This window comes from Paludibacterium paludis (assembly GCF_018802605.1).
In the GTDB taxonomy this organism is placed as follows: domain Bacteria; phylum Pseudomonadota; class Gammaproteobacteria; order Burkholderiales; family Chromobacteriaceae; genus Paludibacterium; species Paludibacterium paludis.
In genome coordinates, this window is record NZ_CP069161.1 from 3,849,937 (window position 1) to 3,871,782 (window position 21,846).

Sequence of the window (21,846 nt, forward strand, 5' to 3'; positions counted from 1 at the left end):
TGCGGACTTATTCGTCGCTTTCCACACCTTCGGTCGCCGGCTGCTGGAACAGGTGTTCCGGAGCCGAGTCGACGCCCAGCGTATTGCGGCGACGATTGCGATGGTAAGCCAGGCCGGTACCGGCGGGGATCAGTCGGCCAACGATGACGTTTTCCTTCAGGCCACGCAGGTCGTCCTTCTTGCCCATGATCGCCGCTTCGGTCAACACGCGCGTGGTTTCCTGGAAGGACGCCGCGGAGATGAACGAGTCGGTCGACAGCGATGCCTTCGTGATACCAAGGAGGACATTCTCGTAGTGAGCCGGCTCCTTGCCTTCGGCCATCATGCGGTCGTTGGTCTCCAGCACTTCCGCGCGCTCGACCTGTTCGCCGGTGATGAAGTCGGTATCGCCCGAGTCGCTGATGACCACACGGCGCAGCATCTGGCGAATGATCACCTCGATGTGCTTGTCGTTGATCTTCACACCCTGCAGGCGATACACCTCCTGCACTTCCTGGACGATATAGCGGGCCAGCGCCTCGATACCCTGCAGGCGCAGAATGTCGTGCGGATCGACCGCGCCGTCGACGATCAGTTCGCCGCGGTTCACCACCTGACCGTCGTGAACCAGCACGTGCTTGTCCTTCGGAATCAGGTTTTCGTAACCGTTGCCTTCCAGATCGGTGATGATCAGACGCTGCTTGCCCTTGGTGTCCTTACCGAACGAGACCGTACCGGTGACTTCGGCCAGCATGCCGGCATCCTTCGGCGAACGGGCTTCGAACAGCTCGGCCACACGCGGCAGACCACCGGTAATATCGCGGGTCTTGGTGGTTTCCTGCGGAATACGCGCCAGAACCTCACCCTTGCCGACCTCCTGGCCGTCCTTGACGGTGATGATCGCGCCAACCTGGAAGGTGATCGATACCGAAGACTCGGAACCGGCCAGCTTCACTTCGTTGCCGAAGTCGTCGAGCAGCTTCACCAGAGGACGCAGCATCTTCGACTGGGTGCCGGCACGGCGCTTCGGATCGATAACGACCAGCGTCGACAGACCGGTCACTTCGTCGGTCTGCTTGGCCACGGTAACGCCTTCTTCGACGTTCTCGAACTTCACGCGGCCAGCGTACTCGGTAATGATCGGACGCGTATGCGGATCCCAGGTCGCGAGCACATGGCCGGCCTTGAGGGACAGACCATCGGTCACCAGCAGGGTCGCGCCGTACGGTACCTTGTGACGTTCGCGCTCACGGCCGATATCGTCGTGAATGACGACTTCGCCGGAGCGGGTGATCACGATCAGCTCGCCCTTGGTGTTGGTCACATAGCGCATCTGGCTGGAGAAACGCACCGTACCATTGGACTTGGCTTCCACCTGGCTGGCAGCGGCATTACGCGAAGCGGCACCACCGATGTGGAAGGTACGCATGGTCAGCTGGGTACCCGGCTCACCGATCGACTGGGCGGCGATCACACCGACCGCTTCGCCGGAGTTCACTTCCTTGCCGCGGCCGAGGTCACGGCCGTAGCACTTGGCGCACAGACCATAACGGGTGTCGCAGGTGATCGCGGTGCGAACCTTCACCTCGTCGATACCGAGGTTGTCGACCATATCGACAAGATGCTCGTCGAGCAACGTGCCGGCTTCGATCACCGTCTCCCCGGTGGACGGATCGACCACATCGATGGCGGTCACGCGGCCGAGAATACGGTCGCGCAGCGCTTCGATGACATCACCACCTTGCAGAACGGCCTTCATGGTGAAGCCGTTCGTGGTGCCGCAATCGTCTTCCACCACGACCAGATCCTGGGTCACATCCACCAGACGACGGGTCAGGTAACCGGAGTTCGCGGTCTTCAACGCGGTATCCGCCAGACCCTTACGGGCACCGTGGGTCGAGATGAAGTACTGCAATACCGTCAGGCCTTCGCGGAAGTTCGAGGTAATCGGCGTTTCGATAATCGAACCGTCCGGCTTGGCCATCAGGCCCCGCATACCGGCCAGCTGCTTGATCTGCGCCACGGAACCCCGGGCGCCGGAGTCGGCCATCATGTAAATCGAGTTGAACGATTCCTGATCGACTTCCTTGCCTTCGCGATCGAGCACCTTCTGCTTGGACAGTTCGTCCATCATCGCCTTGGCGACCTTGTCGCCGGTGCGGCCCCAGATGTCGACCACTTTGTTGTAGCGCTCGCCCTGGGTCACCAGACCTTGGCGGTACTGCTCCTCGATTTCCTTGACTTCCTTGTGCGCGTCGGAGAGCAGGTCGCTCTTGCGCGTCGGAACCAGCATGTCGTCCACGCAGATCGAGATGCCGCCGCGGGTCGAGAAGCTGAAACCGGTGTACATCAGCTGGTCGGCGAAGATGACCGTATCGCGAATGCCGCAGCGGCGGAACGATACGTTGATCAGCTTGGAGATCTCTTTCTTCTTCAGCGCCTTGTTGATGTGCTCGAACGGCAAGCCCTTGGGCAGAATGTCCGACAGGAGCGCACGGCCGACGGTGGTCTCGTAACGCTTCATGACCGGCTGGAATTCGCCTTGGTCGTCCTTCTCCCACTCCTTCAGGCGCACGGTGATGCGGGTAGCCAGCTCGACCTGACGGGTTTCGTAGGCGCGGTGCACTTCCTTGGTGTCGGCGAACACCATGCCTTCGCCCTTGCCATTGACGCGATCGCGGGTCATGTAATAAAGACCCAGCACGATATCCTGCGACGGCACGATGATCGGTTCGCCGTTGGCCGGGGACAGTACGTTGTTGGTCGCCAGCATCAGCGTGCGGGCTTCCATCTGCGCCTCGAGCGACAGGGGAACGTGAACGGCCATCTGGTCACCGTCGAAGTCGGCGTTGAATGCCGCGCAGACGAGCGGATGCAGCTGGATGGCCTTGCCTTCGATCAGCACCGGTTCGAACGCCTGGATACCCAGACGGTGCAGCGTCGGCGCACGGTTGAGCAGTACCGGGTGTTCACGGATCACGTCTTCGAGAATGTCCCAAACCTCCGGAACTTCCTGCTCGACCAGTTTCTTGGCCGCCTTGATGGTGGACGCCAGCCCCATCACTTCCAGCTTGTGGAAAATGAACGGCTTGAACAGCTCGAGGGCCATCTTCTTCGGCAGACCGCACTGGTGCAGACGCAGGGTCGGGCCCACGGTGATCACGGAACGACCGGAGTAGTCCACGCGCTTACCCAGCAGGTTCTGACGGAAGCGACCGCCCTTACCCTTGATCATGTCGGCCAGCGACTTGAGCGGACGCTTGTTGGCGCCGGTCATGGCCTTGCCGCGGCGACCGTTGTCCAGCAGCGAGTCGACCGATTCCTGCAGCATGCGCTTCTCGTTGCGCACGATGATGTCCGGCGCGCGCAGCTCCAGAAGACGCTTCAGACGGTTGTTCCGGTTGATGACACGGCGATACAGATCGTTCAGATCGGAGGTCGCGAAGCGGCCGCCGTCCAGCGGAACCAGCGGGCGCAGTTCCGGCGGCAGCACCGGCAGAACTTCAAGGATCATCCATTCCGGCTTCATGCCGGAGCGCAGGAAGGCTTCGAGCACCTTCAGACGCTTGGCGATCTTCTTGATCTTGGTATCCGAGCCGGTGGTTTCCAGCTCGCGGCGCAGGGTTTCGATCTCGCCGTTAAGGTCGAGGCTGCGCAACAGTTCGCGAACGGCTTCCGCGCCCATCATCGCGCGGAACTCTTCACCGTACTGGTCTTCCTTATCGAGGAAATCCTCCTCGGTCAAAAGCTGACGGCGCTGCAGCGGGGTCAGGCCAGGATCGGTCACCACGAAGGCTTCGAAATACAATACGCGCTCAATGTCGCGCAGCGTCATGTCCAGCACCATGCCAAGACGCGACGGCAGGCTCTTGAGGAACCAGATGTGCGCGGTGGGGCTGGCCAACTCGATGTGGCCCATGCGTTCGCGGCGGACCTTGGACAGGGTCACTTCCACGCCGCACTTCTCGCAGATCACGCCGCGGTGCTTGAGGCGCTTGTACTTGCCGCACAGGCACTCGTAGTCCTTTACCGGCCCGAAAATACGCGCGCAGAACAGGCCGTCGCGTTCGGGTTTGAAGGTCCGGTAGTTGATGGTCTCGGGTTTCTTGACCTCACCGTAGGACCAGGAACGGATCTTGTCGGGCGAGGCGATGCCGATCTTAATCGCATCAAACTCTTCTTCCTGCGTAACTTGCTTAAAGAGATCGAGCAGTGCTTTCATTGCGTCTCCAGTCGGAGGGAGGCCGCGGCGCCTGCCGCGGCTTCACTCCCTTAATCAATAGCGTTCCAGGTCCATGTCGAGGCCCAGCGAGCGGATTTCCTTCACGAGTACGTTGAAGGATTCCGGCATGCCGGCATCGATCTTGTGTTCGCCCTTGACGATGTTTTCGTAAACCTTGGTACGGCCGGTCACGTCGTCGGACTTCACCGTCAGCATTTCCTGCAGCGTGTAAGCGGCGCCGTAGGCTTCCAGAGCCCACACTTCCATCTCGCCGAAACGCTGGCCGCCGAACTGCGCCTTACCGCCCAGCGGCTGCTGGGTCACGAGCGAGTACGGACCGGTCGAACGCGCGTGCATCTTGTCATCGACAAGGTGGTGCAGCTTCAGATAGTGCATCACGCCGACGGTGACCTTGCGGTCGAATGCCTCACCGGTGCGACCATCGTACAGAGTCATCTGGGTCTTGGACTCATTGAAACCCAGTTGGCCGGTCAGCGGATCGGAGTCGGGATAGGCCAGATCCAGCATGTGCTTGATCTCGGCTTCCTTGGCGCCGTCGAAGACCGGCGTCGCGAACGGCATGCCGCGGCGCAGGTTTTCCGCCAACGACAGGATATCGTCGTCCGACAACTCCGCGATCTGTTCGTTCTTGCCCGTATCGTTGTAGACGCGCTCGACATAGGAGCGGATATCGCCCACGGCGCGCTGCTCCTTGAGCATGCGGTCGATCTGCTCGCCGATGCCCTTGCCGGCCCATCCGAGGTGAACCTCGAGAATCTGGCCGATGTTCATCCGCGACGGTACGCCAAGCGGGTTGAGCACGATGTCGACCGGACGCCCGTCGCCCATGTACGGCATGTCTTCGATCGGCAGAATGCGGGAAACCACACCCTTGTTACCGTGACGGCCGGCCATCTTGTCACCGGCTTGCAGGCGGCGCTTGACGGCAAGGTAAACCTTGACCATCTTCTGCACGCCCGGGGGCAGTTCGTCGCCCTGGGTCAGCTTGCGCTTCTTGTCTTCGAACTTGAGATCGAATTCTTCGCGTTTTTGCGCGAGGCTTTCCTTGATCAGTTCGAGCTGCTTGGCGATGTCTTCATCGCTCATGCGGATATCGAACCAGTCATGCTTGGACGGCAGGCCGTCCAGGTAGGCGACGTCGATCTCGGTGCCCTTGGCCAGACGCTTCGGACCACCATTGGCGATCTTGCCGAGGATCAGGCGTTCGATACGGCTGAACGCGTCGTTCTCGAAAATCCGCAGCTGGTCGTTCAGGTCCAGACGGTAGCGCTTCAGTTCGGCGTCGATGATCGACTGCGCGCGCTTGTCGCGTTCGATTCCCTCGCGGGTGAAGACCTGTACGTCGATAACCGTGCCGGTCATGCCGGTCGGTACGCGCAGCGAGGTGTCCTTCACATCGGAAGCCTTCTCGCCGAAGATCGCGCGCAGCAGCTTCTCTTCCGGGGTCAGCTGGGTTTCGCCCTTCGGCGTGACCTTGCCCACCAGCACGTCACCGGCTTCGACTTCCGCGCCGATGTACACGATGCCGGCCTCATCGAGACGGCCCGCCATGCGTTCGGACAGGTTCGGGATATCGCGGGTGATTTCCTCGGGGCCGAGCTTGGTGTCGCGCGCAACGACCGACAGTTCCTCGATATGGATCGAGGTGTAGCGGTCTTCGGCCACGACCTTCTCGGAGATCAGGATCGAGTCCTCGAAGTTGTAGCCGTTCCACGGCATGAAGGCGATGGTCATGTTCTGACCGAGCGCCAGTTCACCAAGGTCGGTCGAGGCGCCGTCCGCCACCACATCGCCACGGGCGATGGAGTCGCCAACGCTCACAACCGGACGCTGGTTGATGTTGGTGTTCTGGTTCGAGCGGGTGAACTTGGTCAGGTTGTAGATGTCCACACCGACTTCGCCAGCCGTCGCCTCATCGTCGTTGACGCGCACAACCACACGGTTCGCGTCGACGAAATCGACCACGCCGCCACGACGGGCCACCACGGTGGTGCCCGAGTCGACCGCGACGGAACGCTCGATGCCGGTGCCGACGAACGGCTTTTCCGGGCGCAGGCAGGGAACGGCCTGACGTTGCATGTTGGCGCCCATCAAGGCACGGTTCGCGTCGTCATGCTCGAGGAACGGAATCAGCGAGGCGGCCACGGAGACCACCTGACCGGTCGCCACGTCCATGTACTGAACGCGATCCGGTGTCGCCAGAATGGTTTCGCCCTTTTCGCGGCAGGTAACCAGTTCATCGATCAGACGGCCTTCCTCGTCCAGCTCCGCGTTCGCCTGGGCGATCACATAGCGGCCTTCCTCGATGGCCGACAGGTAGTCGATCTCGTTGGTCACCTTGCCGTCGATCACCTTGCGATACGGCGTTTCCAGGAAGCCGAACTGGTTGGTGCGCGCATAGACGGACAGCGAGTTGATCAGACCGATGTTCGGACCTTCCGGCGTTTCGATCGGACATACGCGGCCATAGTGGGTCGGATGCACGTCGCGCACTTCGAAGCCGGCGCGTTCGCGGGTCAAACCGCCCGGGCCCAGAGCCGAAACACGGCGCTTGTGGGTAATTTCCGACAGCGGGTTGGTCTGGTCCATGAACTGGGACAGCTGGCTCGAACCGAAGAACTCCTTGATGGCGGCGCTGACCGGCTTGGCGTTGATCAGGTCGTGCGGCATCAGATTGTCGGACTCGGCCTGGTTCAGACGCTCCTTCACCGCGCGCTCAACGCGCACAAGGCCGGCGCGGAACTGGTTTTCAGCCAATTCGCCCACCGAGCGCACACGGCGGTTGCCCAAGTGATCGATGTCGTCGACTTCGCCACGGCCATTGCGCAGCTCGGTCAGGATGGCGATCACGGACACGATGTCCTCGGTGGACAGGGTCGCTTCGACCGCATCGCGACGCGGTGCGAAGGTTTCGCCGATCAGCGTCTTGAACCACTCGGGGGTCTTGTCGTCGAACTTGTACTGATAGGTCCGGGAGCTGAACTTCATGCGGCCCACGCGCGATAGATCGTAGGTTTCTTCGCTGAAGAACAGGCGCTGGAACAGTTGCTCGACCGCGTCTTCCGTCGGCGGTTCGCCAGGACGCATCATGCGGTAGATGGCGACGCGGGCCTGCAGCTGGTCCTGGATATCGTCCACGCGCAGCGTCTGCGAGATATAGGCGCCCTGATCCAGATCGTTGGTGAACAGCACGTCCACTTCCGAAACCTCGGTCAGCGCGAGCTTGGCCAGGATTTCTTCGGTGATTTCGTCGTTGGCGCGGGCCAGAACCTCGCCGGTATCGGTGTTCACCACGGCACGGGCCAGAACCTTGCCCAAGAGGGCGTCGGCCGGGACTTCGATACGGTCAAGCTCCGAGGTCTGGATATCGCGGATGTGCTTCGCGGTGATCCGCTTGTCCTTGGCGACGATCAGTTTGCCGTCGGTACCGACGATGTCGAATTTGGCCACCTCGCCTTTCAGGCGCTCCGGCACCACCTTCATGAAGACGCCGTTCTTGCTCAGGTAGAACGTGTCGAAGCTGTAGAACTCTTCGAGGATGCGTTCCTCGGAGTAGCCCAGGGCCTTGAGCAGGATGGTCACCGGCATCTTGCGACGACGGTCGATACGGAAATACAGCAGGTCCTTCGGATCGAACTCGAAGTCGAGCCACGAACCGCGGTAAGGAATCACGCGGGCAGAGAACAGCAGTTTACCCGAAGAATGCGTCTTGCCGCGGTCGTGCTCGAAGAACACGCCCGGGCTGCGGTGCAGCTGGCTGACGATGACACGTTCGGTACCGTTGATGATGAAGGAACCGTTGGTCGTCATGAGCGGAATCTCGCCCATGTAGACTTCGTTCTCGCGCACTTCCTTGACGACCGGCTTGGACGATTCCTTGTCGAAGATCGTCAGGCGAATACGGGCGCGCAGCGGAGCGGCATAAGTAATGCCACGAAGCTGACATTCCTGCATATCAAACGGCGGTTCGCCAAGAATGTAGTGTGCAAAATCTAGACGTGCGTAGCCATTGTGGCTGACGATCGGGAAAATCGACTTGAACGCTGCCTGCAAACCAACATCCTTGCGCTGATCGAGCGGCGCTCCGAGCTGCAGGAACTCGGAGTACGAATCGATCTGGGTCGCCAACAGGAATGGGACATCGAGAACACTGGCACGCTTCGCAAAGCTCTTGCGAATACGCTTCTTCTCAGTAAACGAATAACTCATAGAGTCTCCATCGAGGTGGGGTGGCGCAAGAAACCAAAAGTCAGCAGCCATGCGCGCAATAATTGCTGGCTTTTACCTTCTTTGTTTCGGCCAATCACAAGCGCAATAAGGCTGGCGGATTACTCCGCCAGCCTCGTACATCTTCTGTCAGGGAAGATTATTTGATTTCAGCTTTAGCACCGGCTTCGGTCAGTTGCTTGAGGATGTCTTCGGCTTCAGCCTTGGCGACACCTTCCTTGACGGTCTTCGGAGCGCCGTCAACCATGTCCTTGGCTTCTTTCAGGCCCAGACCGGTGATTGCACGGACAACCTTGATCACGTTGACCTTCTGGTCGCCAGCGGCGGTCAGAACAACGTCGAACTCGGTCTTCTCTTCAGCGGCGGCAGCGCCACCAGCGGCCGGGCCGGCAACGGCAACGGCAGCGGCGGAAACGCCGAACTTCTCTTCGAACGCCTTAACCAGGTCGTTCAGTTCCATAACGGTCAGACCGGCAACGGCCTCGAGGATGTCTTCTTTGGTAATAGCCATGTGAAAATCTCCTGAATTCGGGATAAGTCAAATAAGTTAAGCGGCTTCGGCTTGCTTCTCCGCCAGAGCGGCCAGTGCGCGGGCGAAGCCGGCAACAGGAGCTTGCATGACGTACAGAAGCTTGGACAGCAGTTCTTCGCGGCTCGGGATCGAGGCCAGCTCACCAACTTGAGCGGCGTTCAGAACGTTACCGTTGTAAGAACCTGCCTTGACGACGATCTTGTCGTCAGCCTTGGCGAATTGATGCAGTACTTTGGCTGCAGCAACCGGATCTGCGGAAATCGCGTAAACCAGCGGGCCGACCATGTGGTCTGCCAGACCGGCGAACGGCGTGCCTTCCACAGCACGGCGCACCAGCGTGTTCTTGACGACACGCAGGTACACACCTTGCTCACGCGCCTGGGCACGGAGCTTGGTCATGCTGCCAACCTCGATACCGCGATATTCGGCGACGACGAGGGTCTGGGCATCTACCAGTTGGGCAGCTACCTCGGCCACGACCGCCTTTTTATCTTCGAGATTAAGACTCAAGGTCATCCTCCTAGACTGAAAAGAAACGGGAAGTCCCGTTTCGCTTTGCAGCGGCGACCTGTTCAGGAGACATCAGAATACGGTGTCGTGAAGTGGTGCCCATGGGCAGAATTGAACTGCCGACCTCTCCCTTACCAAGGGAGTGCTCTACCCCTGAGCTACATGGGCCTTCAAGACGATTGAAGCCTTCTTTAGGGTACACCATCTGCGCAGGACGCTGTTTCCAGCCATTAAGCCTTGCGGCACCTGCGGTCTTTGACAATCCGGCAACCCTCGAAAGGGTTGCCGGCCCAAAGCCTTGGCAGGACTAGCCTGCCGACCCCGTCACTCAGGCGGTGACGGAGCTGACGTCGACGCGTACGCCAACACCCATGGTGCTGGATACGGCGATTTTCTTCAGGTAAACACCCTTGGCGGCGGCCGGCTTGGCCTTGACCAGGGCGTCAACGAGTGCGGCAAGGTTCTCGCGCAGAGCGGCGGCATCGAAGGATGCGCGACCGATCGTGGCATGAACGATACCGTCACGGCTGGTACGGTACTGAACCTGACCGGCCTTGGCGTTCTTGACGGCTTCGGCGACGTTCGGGGTCACGGTGCCGACCTTCGGGTTCGGCATCAGGCCACGGGGGCCGAGGATCTGGCCCAGCTGACCGACAACGCGCATGGCGTCCGGAGCGGCGATAACGACGTCGAAGTCCATTTGACCGGCCTTGACTTGCTCGGCGAGGTCATCGAAGCCGACGACTTCGGCACCGGCTTCGCGAGCTGCGTCAGCGGCGGCGCCCTGGGCGAATACGGCTACGCGAACGGACTTGCCGGTGCCGCGCGGCAGAACCACGGAACCACGAACAACCTGGTCGGACTTACGCGGATCCACGCCGAGGTTGACGGCGATATCGATCGACTCGTCGAACTTGGCGGTGGCGGCTTCCTTGACCATGTTCAGGGCTTCGTCAACCGCGTACAGCTTGTTGCGGTCAACCTTGGCGTTCAGATCTTGCAGACGCTTGGAAAGCTTGGCCATGTCACACACCCTCCACGTTCAGACCCATCGAACGAGCGGAGCCGGCGATGGTGCGCACGGCGGCGTCGAGGTCGGCAGCGGTCAGGTCCGGCTGCTTCTGTTTGGCGATTTCTTCCAGCTGGGCGCGAGTCACCTTGCCCACCTTTTCGGTGTTGGCGCGGGAGCTGCCCTTCTGGATGCCGGCGGCCTTCTTCAGCAGGATCGACGCGGGCGGGGTCTTCATCACGAAGGTGAAGGACTTGTCCGCGTAGGCGGTGATCACAACAGGAATCGGCAGACCCGGCTCGATGCCTTGAGTCTGGGCGTTGAACGCCTTGCAGAATTCCATGATGTTCAGGCCACGTTGACCCAGGGCCGGGCCGATCGGCGGCGAGGGGTTCGCCTTACCGGCGGGCACTTGCAGCTTTACATAGCCGACAATTTTCTTTGCCACGATTTAGACTCCTAAAGCGGGTATAGCGCGCCGCAGCGCGGCGCTTCCCAGACGAAAGGGCACGATTATACTACCCTTCCATGAAAACGCCAAGCCGAAAGATCAGATTTTCTCAACCTGGCTGAAATCGAGCTCGACGGGTGTGTCACGACCGAAGATCTGCACCGAAACACGCAGCTTGTTGCGTTCGTAGTTGACTTCGTCCACCGAACCGTTGAAGTCGTTGAACGGCCCGTCGGTAACACGGACGCGCTCACCCACCTCGAACAGAACCTTCGGCTTCGGCTTCTCCACGCCCTCCTGCATCTGCTGCATGATGGCGTCGACTTCGCGCTTGGAGATGGGAGCCGGACGATTGGCGGTACCGCCAATGAAACCGGTGACCTTGGGAGTACTCTTCACCAGGTGCCAGGTGTCATCGGTCATTTCCATCTCGATGAGCACGTAGCCCGGGAAAAACTTGCGCTCGGTGATCGAACGGCGGCCATTTTTCATGTCCACCACTTCTTCGACCGGAACAAGCACCTGACCGAACAGGTCGGCCACATCGCTGCGATCGATACGTTCGCGCAGCGCCTTTTGCACGCTCTTCTCAAAACCCGAATAGGCGTGAATTACATACCAGCGTTTTGCCATGATCAGCCTCGACCCAGAAGAACGTCATAAACCAGCCAGGTCAGACCCGAGTCGACCAGCCACATGAACAGGGCAAGCACAAACACGAACAGCGCCACCATGAGGGTGATCTGCTGCGCTTCCTTGCGGGAGGGCCAAACGACCTTCTTCACTTCGGCGACAGACTCCTGCGCATATAGCACGAAGTCCTTGCCGGGACGCGACAACCACACAATACCGGCTCCGGCGACCAGACTCGCGGCGAACGCCGCGGGACGCAACAGGCCATGCGCCTCCGGAATCATGTAAAAGCCGGCAACCCCGGCGATCACGATCAGCGCCGCGAGGGCGAGCTTGATTTTGTCTTGCATTTCCATGCGGTTTTTCTCTTGCGCGTATGCGACAAAAGACCAACCGGCGCTTGCGCGCCGGTTAGTCTTAATTGGCAGGCCAGGAGGGTCTCGAACCCCCAACCCTCGGTTTTGGAGACCGATACTCTACCAATTGAGCTACTGGCCTTTAAACCTTACTCAAGCAACAATCTTGGATACTACACCGGCGCCGACGGTACGGCCACCTTCGCGGATGGCGAAACGCAGGCCTTCTTCCATGGCGATCGGAGCGATCAGTTCCACGGCGAAGGTTACGTTGTCACCCGGCATTACCATTTCCACGCCCTCTTCCAGCGTAACCGAACCGGTCACGTCGGTCGTACGGAAGTAGAACTGCGGACGATAGCCCTGGAAGAACGGAGTGTGACGACCGCCCTCTTCCTTCGACAGAATGTACACGCTGCCGGTGAACTTGGTGTGCGGGGTGATGGAACCCGGCTTGGCCAGTACCTGACCGCGCTCGACTTCTTCACGCTTCGTGCCGCGCAGCAGTACGCCGACGTTGTCGCCTGCCTGACCCTGGTCCAGCAGCTTGCGGAACATTTCAACGCCCGTGCAGGTCGTCTTCGCGGTGGCCTTGATGCCCACGATTTCGATTTCTTCACCGACCTTGATCACGCCACGCTCAACACGACCGGTCACAACGGTACCGCGGCCGGAGATCGAGAACACGTCTTCGATCGGCAGCAGGAACGGCTTGTCGATCGCGCGTTCCGGCGTCGGGATGTAGCTGTCCAGCGCGTCGGCCAGGCGGAAGATCGCCGGTTCGCCGATGTCGGACTGGTCGCCTTCCAGCGCCTTCAGAGCCGAGCCCTTGATGATAGGCAGGTCGTCGCCCGGGAAATCGTACGACGACAGCAGGTCGCGCACTTCCATTTCCACCAGTTCCAGCAGCTCTTCGTCATCCACCATGTCGCACTTGTTCAGGAACACGATGATGAACGGAACGCCTACCTGACGAGCCAGCAGGATGTGCTCGCGGGTCTGCGGCATCGGACCGTCAGCGGCCGAGCACACCAGAATCGCGCCGTCCATTTGAGCGGCACCGGTAATCATGTTCTTCACGTAGTCGGCGTGACCCGGGCAGTCAACGTGAGCGTAGTGGCGCGAAGCCGTTTCGTACTCAACGTGAGCGGTATTGATGGTAATACCGCGGGCCTTTTCTTCCGGCGCGCTGTCGATCTGCGAGTAGTCTTTCGCTTCGCCACCGAATTTCTTCGACAGAATCGTGGTGATAGCGGCGGTCAGCGTGGTTTTACCATGGTCAACGTGACCGATGGTGCCGACGTTTACGTGCGGTTTTGTCCGCTCGAACTTTTCCTTAGCCATGGCAAAATTCCCTGAATCCGAAAACAAAGTTTAAGCGATGGTGCCCATGGGCAGAATTGAACTGCCGACCTCTCCCTTACCAAGGGAGTGCTCTACCCCTGAGCTACATGGGCCTTATAACAGGCATCTAACGCTTGGAGCGGGTGAAGGGAATCGAACCCTCGTCGTAAGCTTGGAAGGCTTCTGCTCTACCATTGAGCTACACCCGCCTCTACGACCTCGGCTCACAACACCGCAGCCGCCAAGACGCTTTAATATTCTGGTGGAGGGAGAAGGATTCGAACCTTCGAAGGCTGAGCCGTCAGATTTACAGTCTGATCCCTTTGACCGCTCGGGAATCCCTCCTGAAAGAGACCCGAATCTTATAGAAGCACCCGTTGAGTGTCAACACCTTCAATGGAATTATTTGCCGTTTTTTTATCCCCGAAAAGGAAAACGCCCGGCGTTAACCAGGCGTTTCCTTTGACATCAGTACCTTATCCGTTTCAGGACTTGGCGGATATCTTCAGATATTTCTGGTAGAGCTGATCCTGATCCTCCTGGTGCGACGGATCGAGGGGGATACAATCGACCGGACAGACCTGCTGGCACTGCGGCTCGTCATAGTGCCCCACGCACTGCGTACAGAGGTCGGGATTGATTTCGTAGATTTCCTCGCCTTGCGAGATCGCGCTATTCGGGCATTCCGGTTCGCACACATCACAATTGATGCATTCGTCGGTAATCATCAAAGCCATGCTGAAATTCCTTTGCTTAATTTGCCTTGGTACTGATTTTGTCACCGGGGATGACAAGGCGGCAACATCACCCCGTTATATCATTAGATAAAGATCGGGTTTCGGCGCTTGCCCGCGCGCGCCGGGCAAGCCCGTAATGCACAGCGCCGGCCTTGTCCCGTCTCAGCAGTTCGAACCCTTCCAGCCCGGGCCACTGCCGCGCCTCGAAATAGATCACGCCATCCTCGGACAAAAGACCGCCCAGCAATGGCAGCACCTGGATGAGCAAGTCGGAGCCGTAGGGCGGATCGAGAAAGATGACATCGAATGCCTGATGCACCGTTTTCAGGTACATCAGCGCATCCATCCCCACCACGTCGATCGATGCGGCGCCCAGCAACGCCTTGTTCTGCCGCAGGCTATCGGCCACCTTGCGCGACTTTTCGACCATGACCACCTGCCGGGCCCGACGTGATGCCGCCTCAAAGCCCAACGCGCCGCTGCCGGCGAACAGATCGAGGCAACGGCGGCCCGCCATATCCTGCCCCAGCCAGTTGAACAGGGTTTCGCGCACCCTGTCCGGCGTCGGACGCAGCCCCTCCGAATCGGGAAACGGTAGCAGCCGTCGACGGTAATCGCCGGCGATGATTCTGACTTTATTGCGTTGCTGACTCATGATCGTCACTGAAAAAACGAACCTGAGAGTTTACCGCGAAGCCCGGCCGTGCGCCTCAATTCCCGTTATTTTCCTCCAGTCTGTCGTCTTCCGGCAACGCCAACTCATTATTTTCACTATAGTTTTTCTTCTGTCGCTTTACCGCTCCCCTATCCCGTGCAAGGCTGCGCCCCAGCCAGCGACACCGTGACAACGACCCGCAACGTTGCCCGCGAAGGATGTCCGCCTGCCCGTAAAGCGATTTAAAGGATACAATTTCCATATTTCACCCCTTAACTGGCTGATTCAGGTTACGCATGTTCAGTTTCTTCAAGAAAAAACCCAAACCCGCCGATACCGCCGACATTCCGGCCTCCGACGAGACGGGCATCGACACCTTCGCCGAACCGGCAGATCAAGCCGCGCCCCCCGGTGATGCCGAACCTGCGCCGTCCACGCACACAGAGGACCCCGGGACGCCCGCCGAAAACGACACTCCCGCCCCCCTCAAGACAATGAGCTGGACTCAGCGCCTCAAGGCCGGACTCTCCAAGACCCGCGACCGTCTGGGCAAACAGCTGGCCGGTCTGTTCGGAGGGGGCAAGATCGACGAAGAGCTCTATGAGGAGCTGGAAACGGTTCTGTTGACGGCGGACATGGGGATAGACGCTACCGTGCACCTGCTCGGGGATGTGCGCGAACGCGTTTCGCTCAAAGGACTCAAGGATGCCGCCGAGTTGAAGGAAACGCTCAAAGAATCGCTGACCGAGCTGATCCAGCCCCTTGAAAAGCCCCTCGACACCCAGGGACGCAAACCGTTCGTGATCATGATGGCCGGCGTCAACGGCGCGGGCAAAACCACCTCGATCGGCAAACTCGCCAAATACTTCCAGTCGCAGGGCAAAAGCGTGCTCCTCGCCGCCGGCGACACGTTCCGGGCCGCCGCTCGCGAGCAACTGATCGCCTGGGGCGAACGCAACAATGTGACCGTCATCGCCCAGGAGGGTGGCGACGCCGCCGCGGTCTGCTTTGACGCCATCAAGGCGGCCCAGGCGCGCGGTATCGATATCGTGCTGGCAGACACGGCAGGCCGCTTGCCGACCCAACTGCATCTGATGGAAGAGATCAAGAAGGTCAAGCGCGTCATTCAGAAAGCGCTGCCCGACGCGCCGCACGAGATCGTGCTGGTGCTGGATGCCAACATCGGCCAGAACGCCATCAGTCAAGTCAAGGTTTTCGACGATGCGCTCGGTCTGACCGGCCTGATTCTCACCAAGCTCGACGGCACGGCCAAGGGCGGAGTGATCGCCGCCATCGCCAAGCAACGTCCGATTCCCCTGCGGTTCATCGGGGTGGGCGAAGGTATCGACGATCTGCGGCCGTTCGATGCCAAGAGTTATGTCGATGCCCTGTTCGACTGACAACAACGAGGACGGACAGTCATGATCCAGTTTGATCAGGTGACCAAGCGTTACCCTGGCGGCAACGAAGCTCTGAAACAGCTTTCCTTTTCGATCGGAACGGGGGAAATGGTTTTCCTCGCCGGTCACTCCGGCGCTGGCAAATCAACGCTGCTCAAGCTCATCGCGGGCATCGAACGGGCCACCAGCGGCAGCGTGCTGGTCAACAACCAGAACCTGAGCAAGCTGCGCTCCAGCCAGTTGTCCTTCGTTCGCCAGCACATCGGCATCGTTTTTCAGGATCACAAGATCCTTTATGACCGCAGTGTGTTCGACAATGTGATGCTGCCGCTGGACATCATCGGCTTCGAGCGGCGCGATGCGGCCCGCCGGGTGCGCGCCGCACTCGACAAGGTCGGCCTGCTCGGCAAGGAAAAAATGATGCCAGTCCGTCTCTCCGGCGGAGAGCAGCAGCGCCTGTGCATCGCCCGGGCCGTCGTGCACCGTCCAACCATCCTGCTGGCCGACGAGCCTTCGGCCAACCTCGACCGCGCCTACGCGCTCGACATCATGGAGTTGTTCAAATCCTTCCACCAGGTGGGGGTCTCGGTCGTGATTTCCGCCCATGACGAAACCCTGATGGAAGACTACGGCCGCCGAATCATTCGCCTGAGGGAAGGACAGTTCGCCGCATGAAACACTTTCTCTACCTTCACTGGCAAAGCGCGTCGAGCGCGTTTTCCCGGATTGTGCGCCAACCCTTCGGCAGCCTGTTGAACCTGCTGATGCTCTCGGTCGCGCTGGCCCTGCCGCTGACCCTGTACCTTGGCGTGAACAGCCTGCAGGCCTGGGTCGGTCGTCTGAGCGCCACACCCCAGATCACCCTGTTCATGGAGATGTCGGCCGAAGACGCCGATCTGGCCGCGGTGAACAGTACACTGCGCAAGCACCCGCGCATCAAGCGTTACGAGTTCATCAGCAAACAGCAGGCGCTCAAGGACATGGAAAACCGCAACGGGCTGAGCGGATTGACCGAGGGGCTGGAGAGCAATCCGCTGCCGGACGCCTTTGTCGTGACACCGTCCACGCTGGAGCCGGCGGAGCTTGAGATGCTGCAAAAGGAACTGTCGGGGCTGCCCATGGTGGAAACCGCGCAGTTCGACGCCCACTGGGCCAAGCGCCTGTACGGCATGGTCGAGCTCGGCAAGAAACTGACAGTCTTCCTCGCCTCGGTACTGGGGATCGCCCTGATCATCATCACCCACAACACCATCCGCATGCAGATCCTGGCGCGGAAGGATGAAATCGAGGTCGCCAAACTCATCGGCGCCACCGACAGCTTCATCAGACGCCCCTTCCTTTATCACGCCTTCTGGCAGGGCGTGCTCGCGGCGTTGATCGCCTGGGGACTGACACTGTGGCTGGTCGCCATCGCCAACCCAGCCCTGGCCGAGTTCGCGCAGCTATATAATGAGAGGGTGGATTTGCAGCCTCTTAGCGCGGGCGAGCTGGCAATCGTCGTGGCCGCCGCCGCGGCGCTGGCCATGCTCGGCGCACGACTGGCCACCGGCCATCACCTGCGCCAACTGGAACCCCGCTGACTCCCGACTGGCACCAGGATAGTTTCCCGCTACAGCACCGATAGAAAAATACTCCGGGCAGGGAAACTTTCCCTTCTGGCACTCGACTAATACGAGTGCTAAGATTGCTCTACCCACCAAGGAGGTAGTTTGACTCATGAACGCTACGTTTACTTTGCCCGTCCCGTCGTCCAGCGGTAGCCTGGAACAGTACATTCAGGCCGTGAACAGCGTACCGATGCTGACTGCCGAGGAAGAGAACGAACTGGCTGTCCGCTACAACCAGGAAAACGACCTGGAAGCGGCGCGCAAGCTGGTACTCTCGCACCTGCGCGTCGTCGTTTCGATCGCGCGCGGCTACAACGGCTACGGACTGCAGCAGGCCGACCTGATCCAGGAAGGCAATATCGGACTGATGAAGGCGGTCAAGCGTTTCGAGCCCAATCGCGGCGTGCGCCTGTTCTCTTTCGCCGTGCACTGGATCAAGGCGGAAATTCACGAATTCATCCTGCGCAACTGGCGTCTGGTTCGCATCGCGACCACCAAGCCGCAGCGCAAGCTGTTTTTCAATCTGCGCAGCATGAAGCGGGGCTTCTCCGCGCTGACCGATAGCGAAGCCCAGGCGATCGCCGACAATCTTGGCGTCAAGCGCGAAGAAGTGCTGGAAATGGAAACCCGGTTGTCCGGGCAGGACATCGCGCTCGTCGCCGATGATGGCGACGACGAGGGATTCGCCCCGATCGACTGGCTGGCCGATGCCGATGCCGAACCGACCCGCATGCTCGAACGCAAGGCATTCGACACGATGCAGACCGAAGGCCTGGAACATGCCCTTTCCGTGCTGGATCCGCGCAGCCGGCGAATCGTTGAGGCGCGCTGGCTGGCCGACGATGGCGGCGCGACCCTGCACGAACTGGCCGCGGAATTCGGTGTGTCGGCGGAGCGCATCCGCCAGATCGAAGCCAAGGCGCTGACGCGAATGAAAACGGCGCTAACGGAAGGCACTGTCCTTCTGGACTGACAAAAGGCTCCCCCGGGAGCCTTTTTCTTTGCCCACCGGGTTTCGGAGTCCTCCGATGGGAGCGCGCCAGCCACACCGATACGATGAGCGTTTTCTCAAGGAGAGACGATCATCATGCAAGGTCTTCCCACAGCACAACTGAGCCGCCAGTTCCAGGACATGGCGCGCGTCCTCGCCGCCATCGCCCTGCGCAAGTTCATCTTTGCCCTTGACGCCGAACCAGGCGAAGCGGGCCACCTGGACCCGGCGGTACTGAACGCGATGGAGGTGTTCCGCGCGTCGTTACTGATGAACGACCAGCAGGAGCGTCCGGCCCCCGACCCGCTGCAGATATCCGCGCTGCTGCGCGATCTGGCCACCGAGGAACGCAACCGCCTTGCCGGCGCGCTAGAGCACAGTCCGACCCTGCATCTGGTCTCGCTGTCCGCATCCAGCAGGGCAACGCTCTGGCAGGATACCATCCGGCAACTGGTCGAGGCAGGGGAAGCCGATCGGCTTTATCCGCACTTCAGTTCCGCCCACCTGCTTTTGCTGCTGCGCGCCCAACTGCGCGGCAACGACTGACTAAAGCAAGACTATCGACGCAGGGGCCCCCGTCAGTCAGTGGTTTTCTTGTATTTCTCCGGCAAGCGCTCCCATCCCTCGTGTGCCTGCCGCAGCAACGGACCGAAGGCGGGAGGGCCGTCGCTCAGCTCTTCGATGTAGTAGCGGGCATAGGTCGGAAACGAGGCCAGCGCCAGACCGAGCGTGGCACGGGCCTTGGCGCCCTCACCCGCCAGCGCTTCCAGCTTGGCTTTTTTCAGCAGCACATCCGGATACGGTCGAATCGCGGCCATCAGATCGACCCATTGGCGATTCACGCCAAGGTTCTCGGACGTGCCCTCCAGATAATTGTCCAGCGTATAGAGGGCATGGTACGCGTACAGGGGACGCTCGCGAATCAGCGTTGTCAGACGTTCAACGCGTTGGGCATCCTTCGCGCCATTCTCGGTTGGCGTGTAAAGGTTCACCAGCTCGCGATAGGGAGCGTAGGCCATCGCCGAAACACCCATGAGGACCAGCAACAAAGCGACCAGCATGGCTTTGATCGGCAGGCCCGCGCGCATTTGCCGCCCCGGAGCCAGCGACACGAACACGACCACCATCGCCAGGAAATACAGATACCAGAGCGGATATTCGAGCATGCTGTGGATAGCGCTCACCGACAGACAGGCCAGTGGCAGAAACCCCTCCACTTCGGCGCGCTCGGAGAAATACGGCCAGACAGACCAGGCAAAACCGCCCAGCACGATGGCCGTGGCTACGCCGCCCATTTCGGCCAGCAACTGAAGCACGAGATTATGGGCATTGGTGAACAGGCCGCTGTTGAAACCGGCTTTGGCGAACTCGGGCAAGGTTTGCAATTCGACACTCTGGCTGGCGAACTGCGACCAGCCGGTGCCCCACCATGGGTGGGCGCGGAACACCAGCCAGGCCTTGTGCATTTCGGCAAAGCGGCGCGAAGCCATATCGTCGCCGTTCGCGGCCAGTCGCTCCATCCCGCTGGCCACACCGACATTCTTGTGCAGCAGGGAGGACACCAGGTGGTTGACCATCGGCAACGCGAACTGCACCAGAATGATCGCCAGGCTCGCCAGCAGCATGCCGTTCAGCATCCGCCGCGACGCCTCGCTGCGGATGCGCAAGTGCCAGACAAGGGCCACCGCGGCCACGGCGAACACATAGAGCAGAATCGTGCGCGACCCCGCGAAAGCGAGCATCACCGACAACCAGAGCGTCCACGCAAGGAAAGGCAATTTGCCCAGGCGGTTCACCGAGCGCAGGAACACCCCGGCGAGCATGCCCCACATCAGATAGTGCGCGAACTGGTTGCGCTGGCCGATATGACCGAAGATATTGGTGGTGGGATGCTCGGAATCGTAAAACAGGATGCCATTGCTCAATTCGGCAAGACCGGTCACCTGGGCAAGACCGATCAGCGACTGCACCAGCGCGCCCGCCATCAGCGCGCGGGCGAGCCATATGGTCAACTCGCCGTTGCCCAGTTCCTCGCGCAGCGTCGAGCCGGCCAGCGCGAGCAGGGCCAATACGCACCAGGCCAATGCCGTGACGGTATTGAGTCCGGGAAACAGAACGGGAACAAGCCAGGGTTGCAGCGCCCAGACCAGCCCCAGCATCAGGCACCAGATCGCGGCGCGCGGCAACCGGTTGAGCGCTTCGCGTAGCGGCAACGCAAAAAGCAGGGAGCCTAGCGCGAACCACACGGTTTCCATCTCCCCCCACCATTGCGGCAAGGGCAGGTAATGGGTGCGCGACGCGAAGGGTATGATCGCGACCAGGCACCACAGCAGCAGCGAGAGCCCGAGCGACAGAGATTTCCAGTTCATGACGGAGCGAGTTTTCTTATTACGAATCAGCCGTGAAGGATACCCCAATACCCCGTCGGGAAGTACTCCGCTCCGTCAAAATCCCGGGGATTCGTGGTGGGGAAAGCAAAAGCGCCCCACCAAGGGGGCGCAGTGGGTTCGCTATGCCATGTTACGGGTTCGCTGGTGCGGCAGCTGGCTGGACACAAGATGACGGCAGGATTTCCGCCGGCACACCGTTCTGCCCGGCGCTGTTGCCATTCACGCAAGCCCAGGTCAGATTGCCGTTATTCAACGTGGCGCGTAATGAAATGGCATTCGTATTCGCCGGTGCCACCGCAGGAGTTAGCGTCGCAGTGATAAACCCATTGCCATTGGCTAACGCATACGATACATCAGATACATTATCAGTTGATACCGCAGGCAAGACGAGTGCCGCCGTCGCCGGCATGACATTATTGGTTATGATGGCCTCGGATACTCGGGTTTTCGCCCCCGCCATCAGCGTCAGAGCCTCCGCCACCCGCGCCCGCCGGGTGTAGTCCAGATACCTCGGTACAGCCAGGGTCGCGAGAATCCCCACGATGGCGACCACGATCATCAATTCGATCAGCGTGAAACCGCGTTGTGCTCTGTGTTGCATATCATCTCCAGTGTTTTGCTGAATGGTTTACAGAAAAACCGGCCCGAAAGCACAGCTTTTCCTGCGTCAAGTTGATACGTGCTCTTACCAGGCCGTCGCCGGAGAGCAGACTCCCGGACTCAGGCTTCTCATCGTTATTTTTGATCATACGCGGTCGGTTCCCACCGGGGAACCCACACCG

The 21,846-nt window shown here is 60.2% G+C and carries 18 protein-coding genes and 5 tRNA genes; 5 read left to right on the top strand and 18 right to left on the bottom strand.

The genetic code is table 11. The features are described from left to right. Window positions 1-7: 7 nt before the first annotated feature. From rpoC to rsmD, 16 genes are all read right to left on the bottom strand, one after another. Complete coding sequence (rpoC, locus tag JNO50_RS17805; protein ID WP_189536865.1) at window positions 8-4,201, bottom strand: DNA-directed RNA polymerase subunit beta'; 4,194 nt, start codon at window positions 4,199-4,201, stop codon at window positions 8-10. A 54-nt stretch (window positions 4,202-4,255) separates the two neighbouring features. Next, window positions 4,256-8,431: a DNA-directed RNA polymerase subunit beta gene (gene rpoB, locus JNO50_RS17810; RefSeq protein WP_189536864.1), complete on the bottom strand. Its 4,176-nt coding sequence runs from the start codon at window positions 8,429-8,431 to the stop codon at window positions 4,256-4,258. A 157-nt stretch (window positions 8,432-8,588) separates the two neighbouring features. Then, complete coding sequence (gene rplL, locus JNO50_RS17815; RefSeq protein WP_189536862.1) at window positions 8,589-8,960, bottom strand: 50S ribosomal protein L7/L12; 372 nt, start codon at window positions 8,958-8,960, stop codon at window positions 8,589-8,591. A gap of 36 nt (window positions 8,961-8,996) precedes the next feature. Then, window positions 8,997-9,491 carry a 50S ribosomal protein L10 gene (gene rplJ / locus JNO50_RS17820; protein ID WP_189536860.1) on the bottom strand — a complete coding sequence of 165 codons (495 nt, stop codon included), beginning with the start codon at window positions 9,489-9,491 and terminating at the stop codon, window positions 8,997-8,999. Window positions 9,492-9,584: 93 nt separating this feature from the next. Then, window positions 9,585-9,659, bottom strand: a tRNA-Thr gene (locus JNO50_RS17825). Window positions 9,660-9,819: 160 nt separating this feature from the next. After that, entirely contained in the window at window positions 9,820-10,515 is a 696-nt protein-coding gene (gene rplA / locus JNO50_RS17830; protein ID WP_189536858.1) for a 50S ribosomal protein L1, read from the bottom strand. A 1-nt stretch (window position 10,516) separates the two neighbouring features. Next, window positions 10,517-10,948, bottom strand: a complete 432-nt coding sequence (rplK, locus tag JNO50_RS17835) for a 50S ribosomal protein L11 (RefSeq protein ID WP_189536856.1) — start codon at window positions 10,946-10,948, stop codon at window positions 10,517-10,519. 102 nt (window positions 10,949-11,050) lie between these two features. Then, window positions 11,051-11,584: a transcription termination/antitermination protein NusG gene (gene nusG, locus JNO50_RS17840; protein WP_189536855.1), complete on the bottom strand. Its 534-nt coding sequence runs from the start codon at window positions 11,582-11,584 to the stop codon at window positions 11,051-11,053. 2 nt (window positions 11,585-11,586) lie between these two features. Continuing rightward, window positions 11,587-11,940 (bottom strand): preprotein translocase subunit SecE, encoded by a 354-nt coding sequence (secE, locus tag JNO50_RS17845; RefSeq protein ID WP_189536852.1) that lies wholly within the window; start codon window positions 11,938-11,940, stop codon window positions 11,587-11,589. A 66-nt stretch (window positions 11,941-12,006) separates the two neighbouring features. Further along, window positions 12,007-12,082, bottom strand: a tRNA-Trp gene (locus JNO50_RS17850). An 11-nt stretch (window positions 12,083-12,093) separates the two neighbouring features. Continuing rightward, complete coding sequence (gene tuf / locus JNO50_RS17855) at window positions 12,094-13,284, bottom strand: elongation factor Tu (protein WP_215796421.1); 1,191 nt, start codon at window positions 13,282-13,284, stop codon at window positions 12,094-12,096. 38 nt (window positions 13,285-13,322) lie between these two features. Next, window positions 13,323-13,397: transfer RNA gene (locus JNO50_RS17860), tRNA-Thr, on the bottom strand. Between the two features lie 22 nt (window positions 13,398-13,419). Beyond that, window positions 13,420-13,493 (bottom strand) — tRNA-Gly (locus JNO50_RS17865). A 51-nt stretch (window positions 13,494-13,544) separates the two neighbouring features. After that, window positions 13,545-13,629: transfer RNA gene (locus tag JNO50_RS17870), tRNA-Tyr, on the bottom strand. 140 nt (window positions 13,630-13,769) lie between these two features. Further along, window positions 13,770-14,021, bottom strand: coding sequence for a YfhL family 4Fe-4S dicluster ferredoxin (locus tag JNO50_RS17875; protein ID WP_189532138.1), 252 nt, complete (start codon window positions 14,019-14,021; stop codon window positions 13,770-13,772). A gap of 67 nt (window positions 14,022-14,088) precedes the next feature. Then, complete coding sequence (rsmD, locus tag JNO50_RS17880; protein ID WP_189532135.1) at window positions 14,089-14,676, bottom strand: 16S rRNA (guanine(966)-N(2))-methyltransferase RsmD; 588 nt, start codon at window positions 14,674-14,676, stop codon at window positions 14,089-14,091. A 296-nt stretch (window positions 14,677-14,972) separates the two neighbouring features. Between rsmD and ftsY the strand changes: the two genes are divergently transcribed. From ftsY to JNO50_RS17905, 5 genes are all read left to right on the top strand, one after another. After that, on the top strand, window positions 14,973-16,076 hold the full coding sequence (gene ftsY, locus JNO50_RS17885) for a signal recognition particle-docking protein FtsY (RefSeq protein ID WP_189532133.1): 1,104 nt from the start codon (window positions 14,973-14,975) through the stop codon (window positions 16,074-16,076). Between the two features lie 21 nt (window positions 16,077-16,097). Then, on the top strand, window positions 16,098-16,751 hold the full coding sequence (gene ftsE, locus JNO50_RS17890) for a cell division ATP-binding protein FtsE (RefSeq protein WP_189532131.1): 654 nt from the start codon (window positions 16,098-16,100) through the stop codon (window positions 16,749-16,751). Then, the gene (gene ftsX / locus JNO50_RS17895) at window positions 16,748-17,656 is read left to right on the top strand and encodes a permease-like cell division protein FtsX (RefSeq protein ID WP_189532128.1); all 909 of its coding nucleotides are present in this window, start codon (window positions 16,748-16,750) and stop codon (window positions 17,654-17,656) included. The genes ftsE and ftsX overlap by 4 nt, the downstream gene beginning before the upstream one ends. Window positions 17,657-17,792: 136 nt before the next feature. Further along, window positions 17,793-18,656: an RNA polymerase sigma factor RpoH gene (gene rpoH / locus JNO50_RS17900; RefSeq protein ID WP_189532126.1), complete on the top strand. Its 864-nt coding sequence runs from the start codon at window positions 17,793-17,795 to the stop codon at window positions 18,654-18,656. A 114-nt stretch (window positions 18,657-18,770) separates the two neighbouring features. After that, window positions 18,771-19,220, top strand: a complete 450-nt coding sequence (locus tag JNO50_RS17905; RefSeq protein WP_189532124.1) for a hypothetical protein — start codon at window positions 18,771-18,773, stop codon at window positions 19,218-19,220. A gap of 32 nt (window positions 19,221-19,252) precedes the next feature. Here JNO50_RS17905 and JNO50_RS17910 read toward each other — a convergent pair whose 3' ends face one another. Both JNO50_RS17910 and JNO50_RS17915 read right to left on the bottom strand, forming a co-directional pair. Then, a complete protein-coding gene (locus JNO50_RS17910; RefSeq protein WP_189532122.1) occupies window positions 19,253-21,043 on the bottom strand; it encodes a PglL family O-oligosaccharyltransferase in 1,791 nt (596 codons plus the stop codon). 151 nt (window positions 21,044-21,194) lie between these two features. Beyond that, window positions 21,195-21,665 (bottom strand): pilin, encoded by a 471-nt coding sequence (locus JNO50_RS17915; RefSeq protein ID WP_189532120.1) that lies wholly within the window; start codon window positions 21,663-21,665, stop codon window positions 21,195-21,197. Window positions 21,666-21,846: the final 181 nt, after the last annotated feature.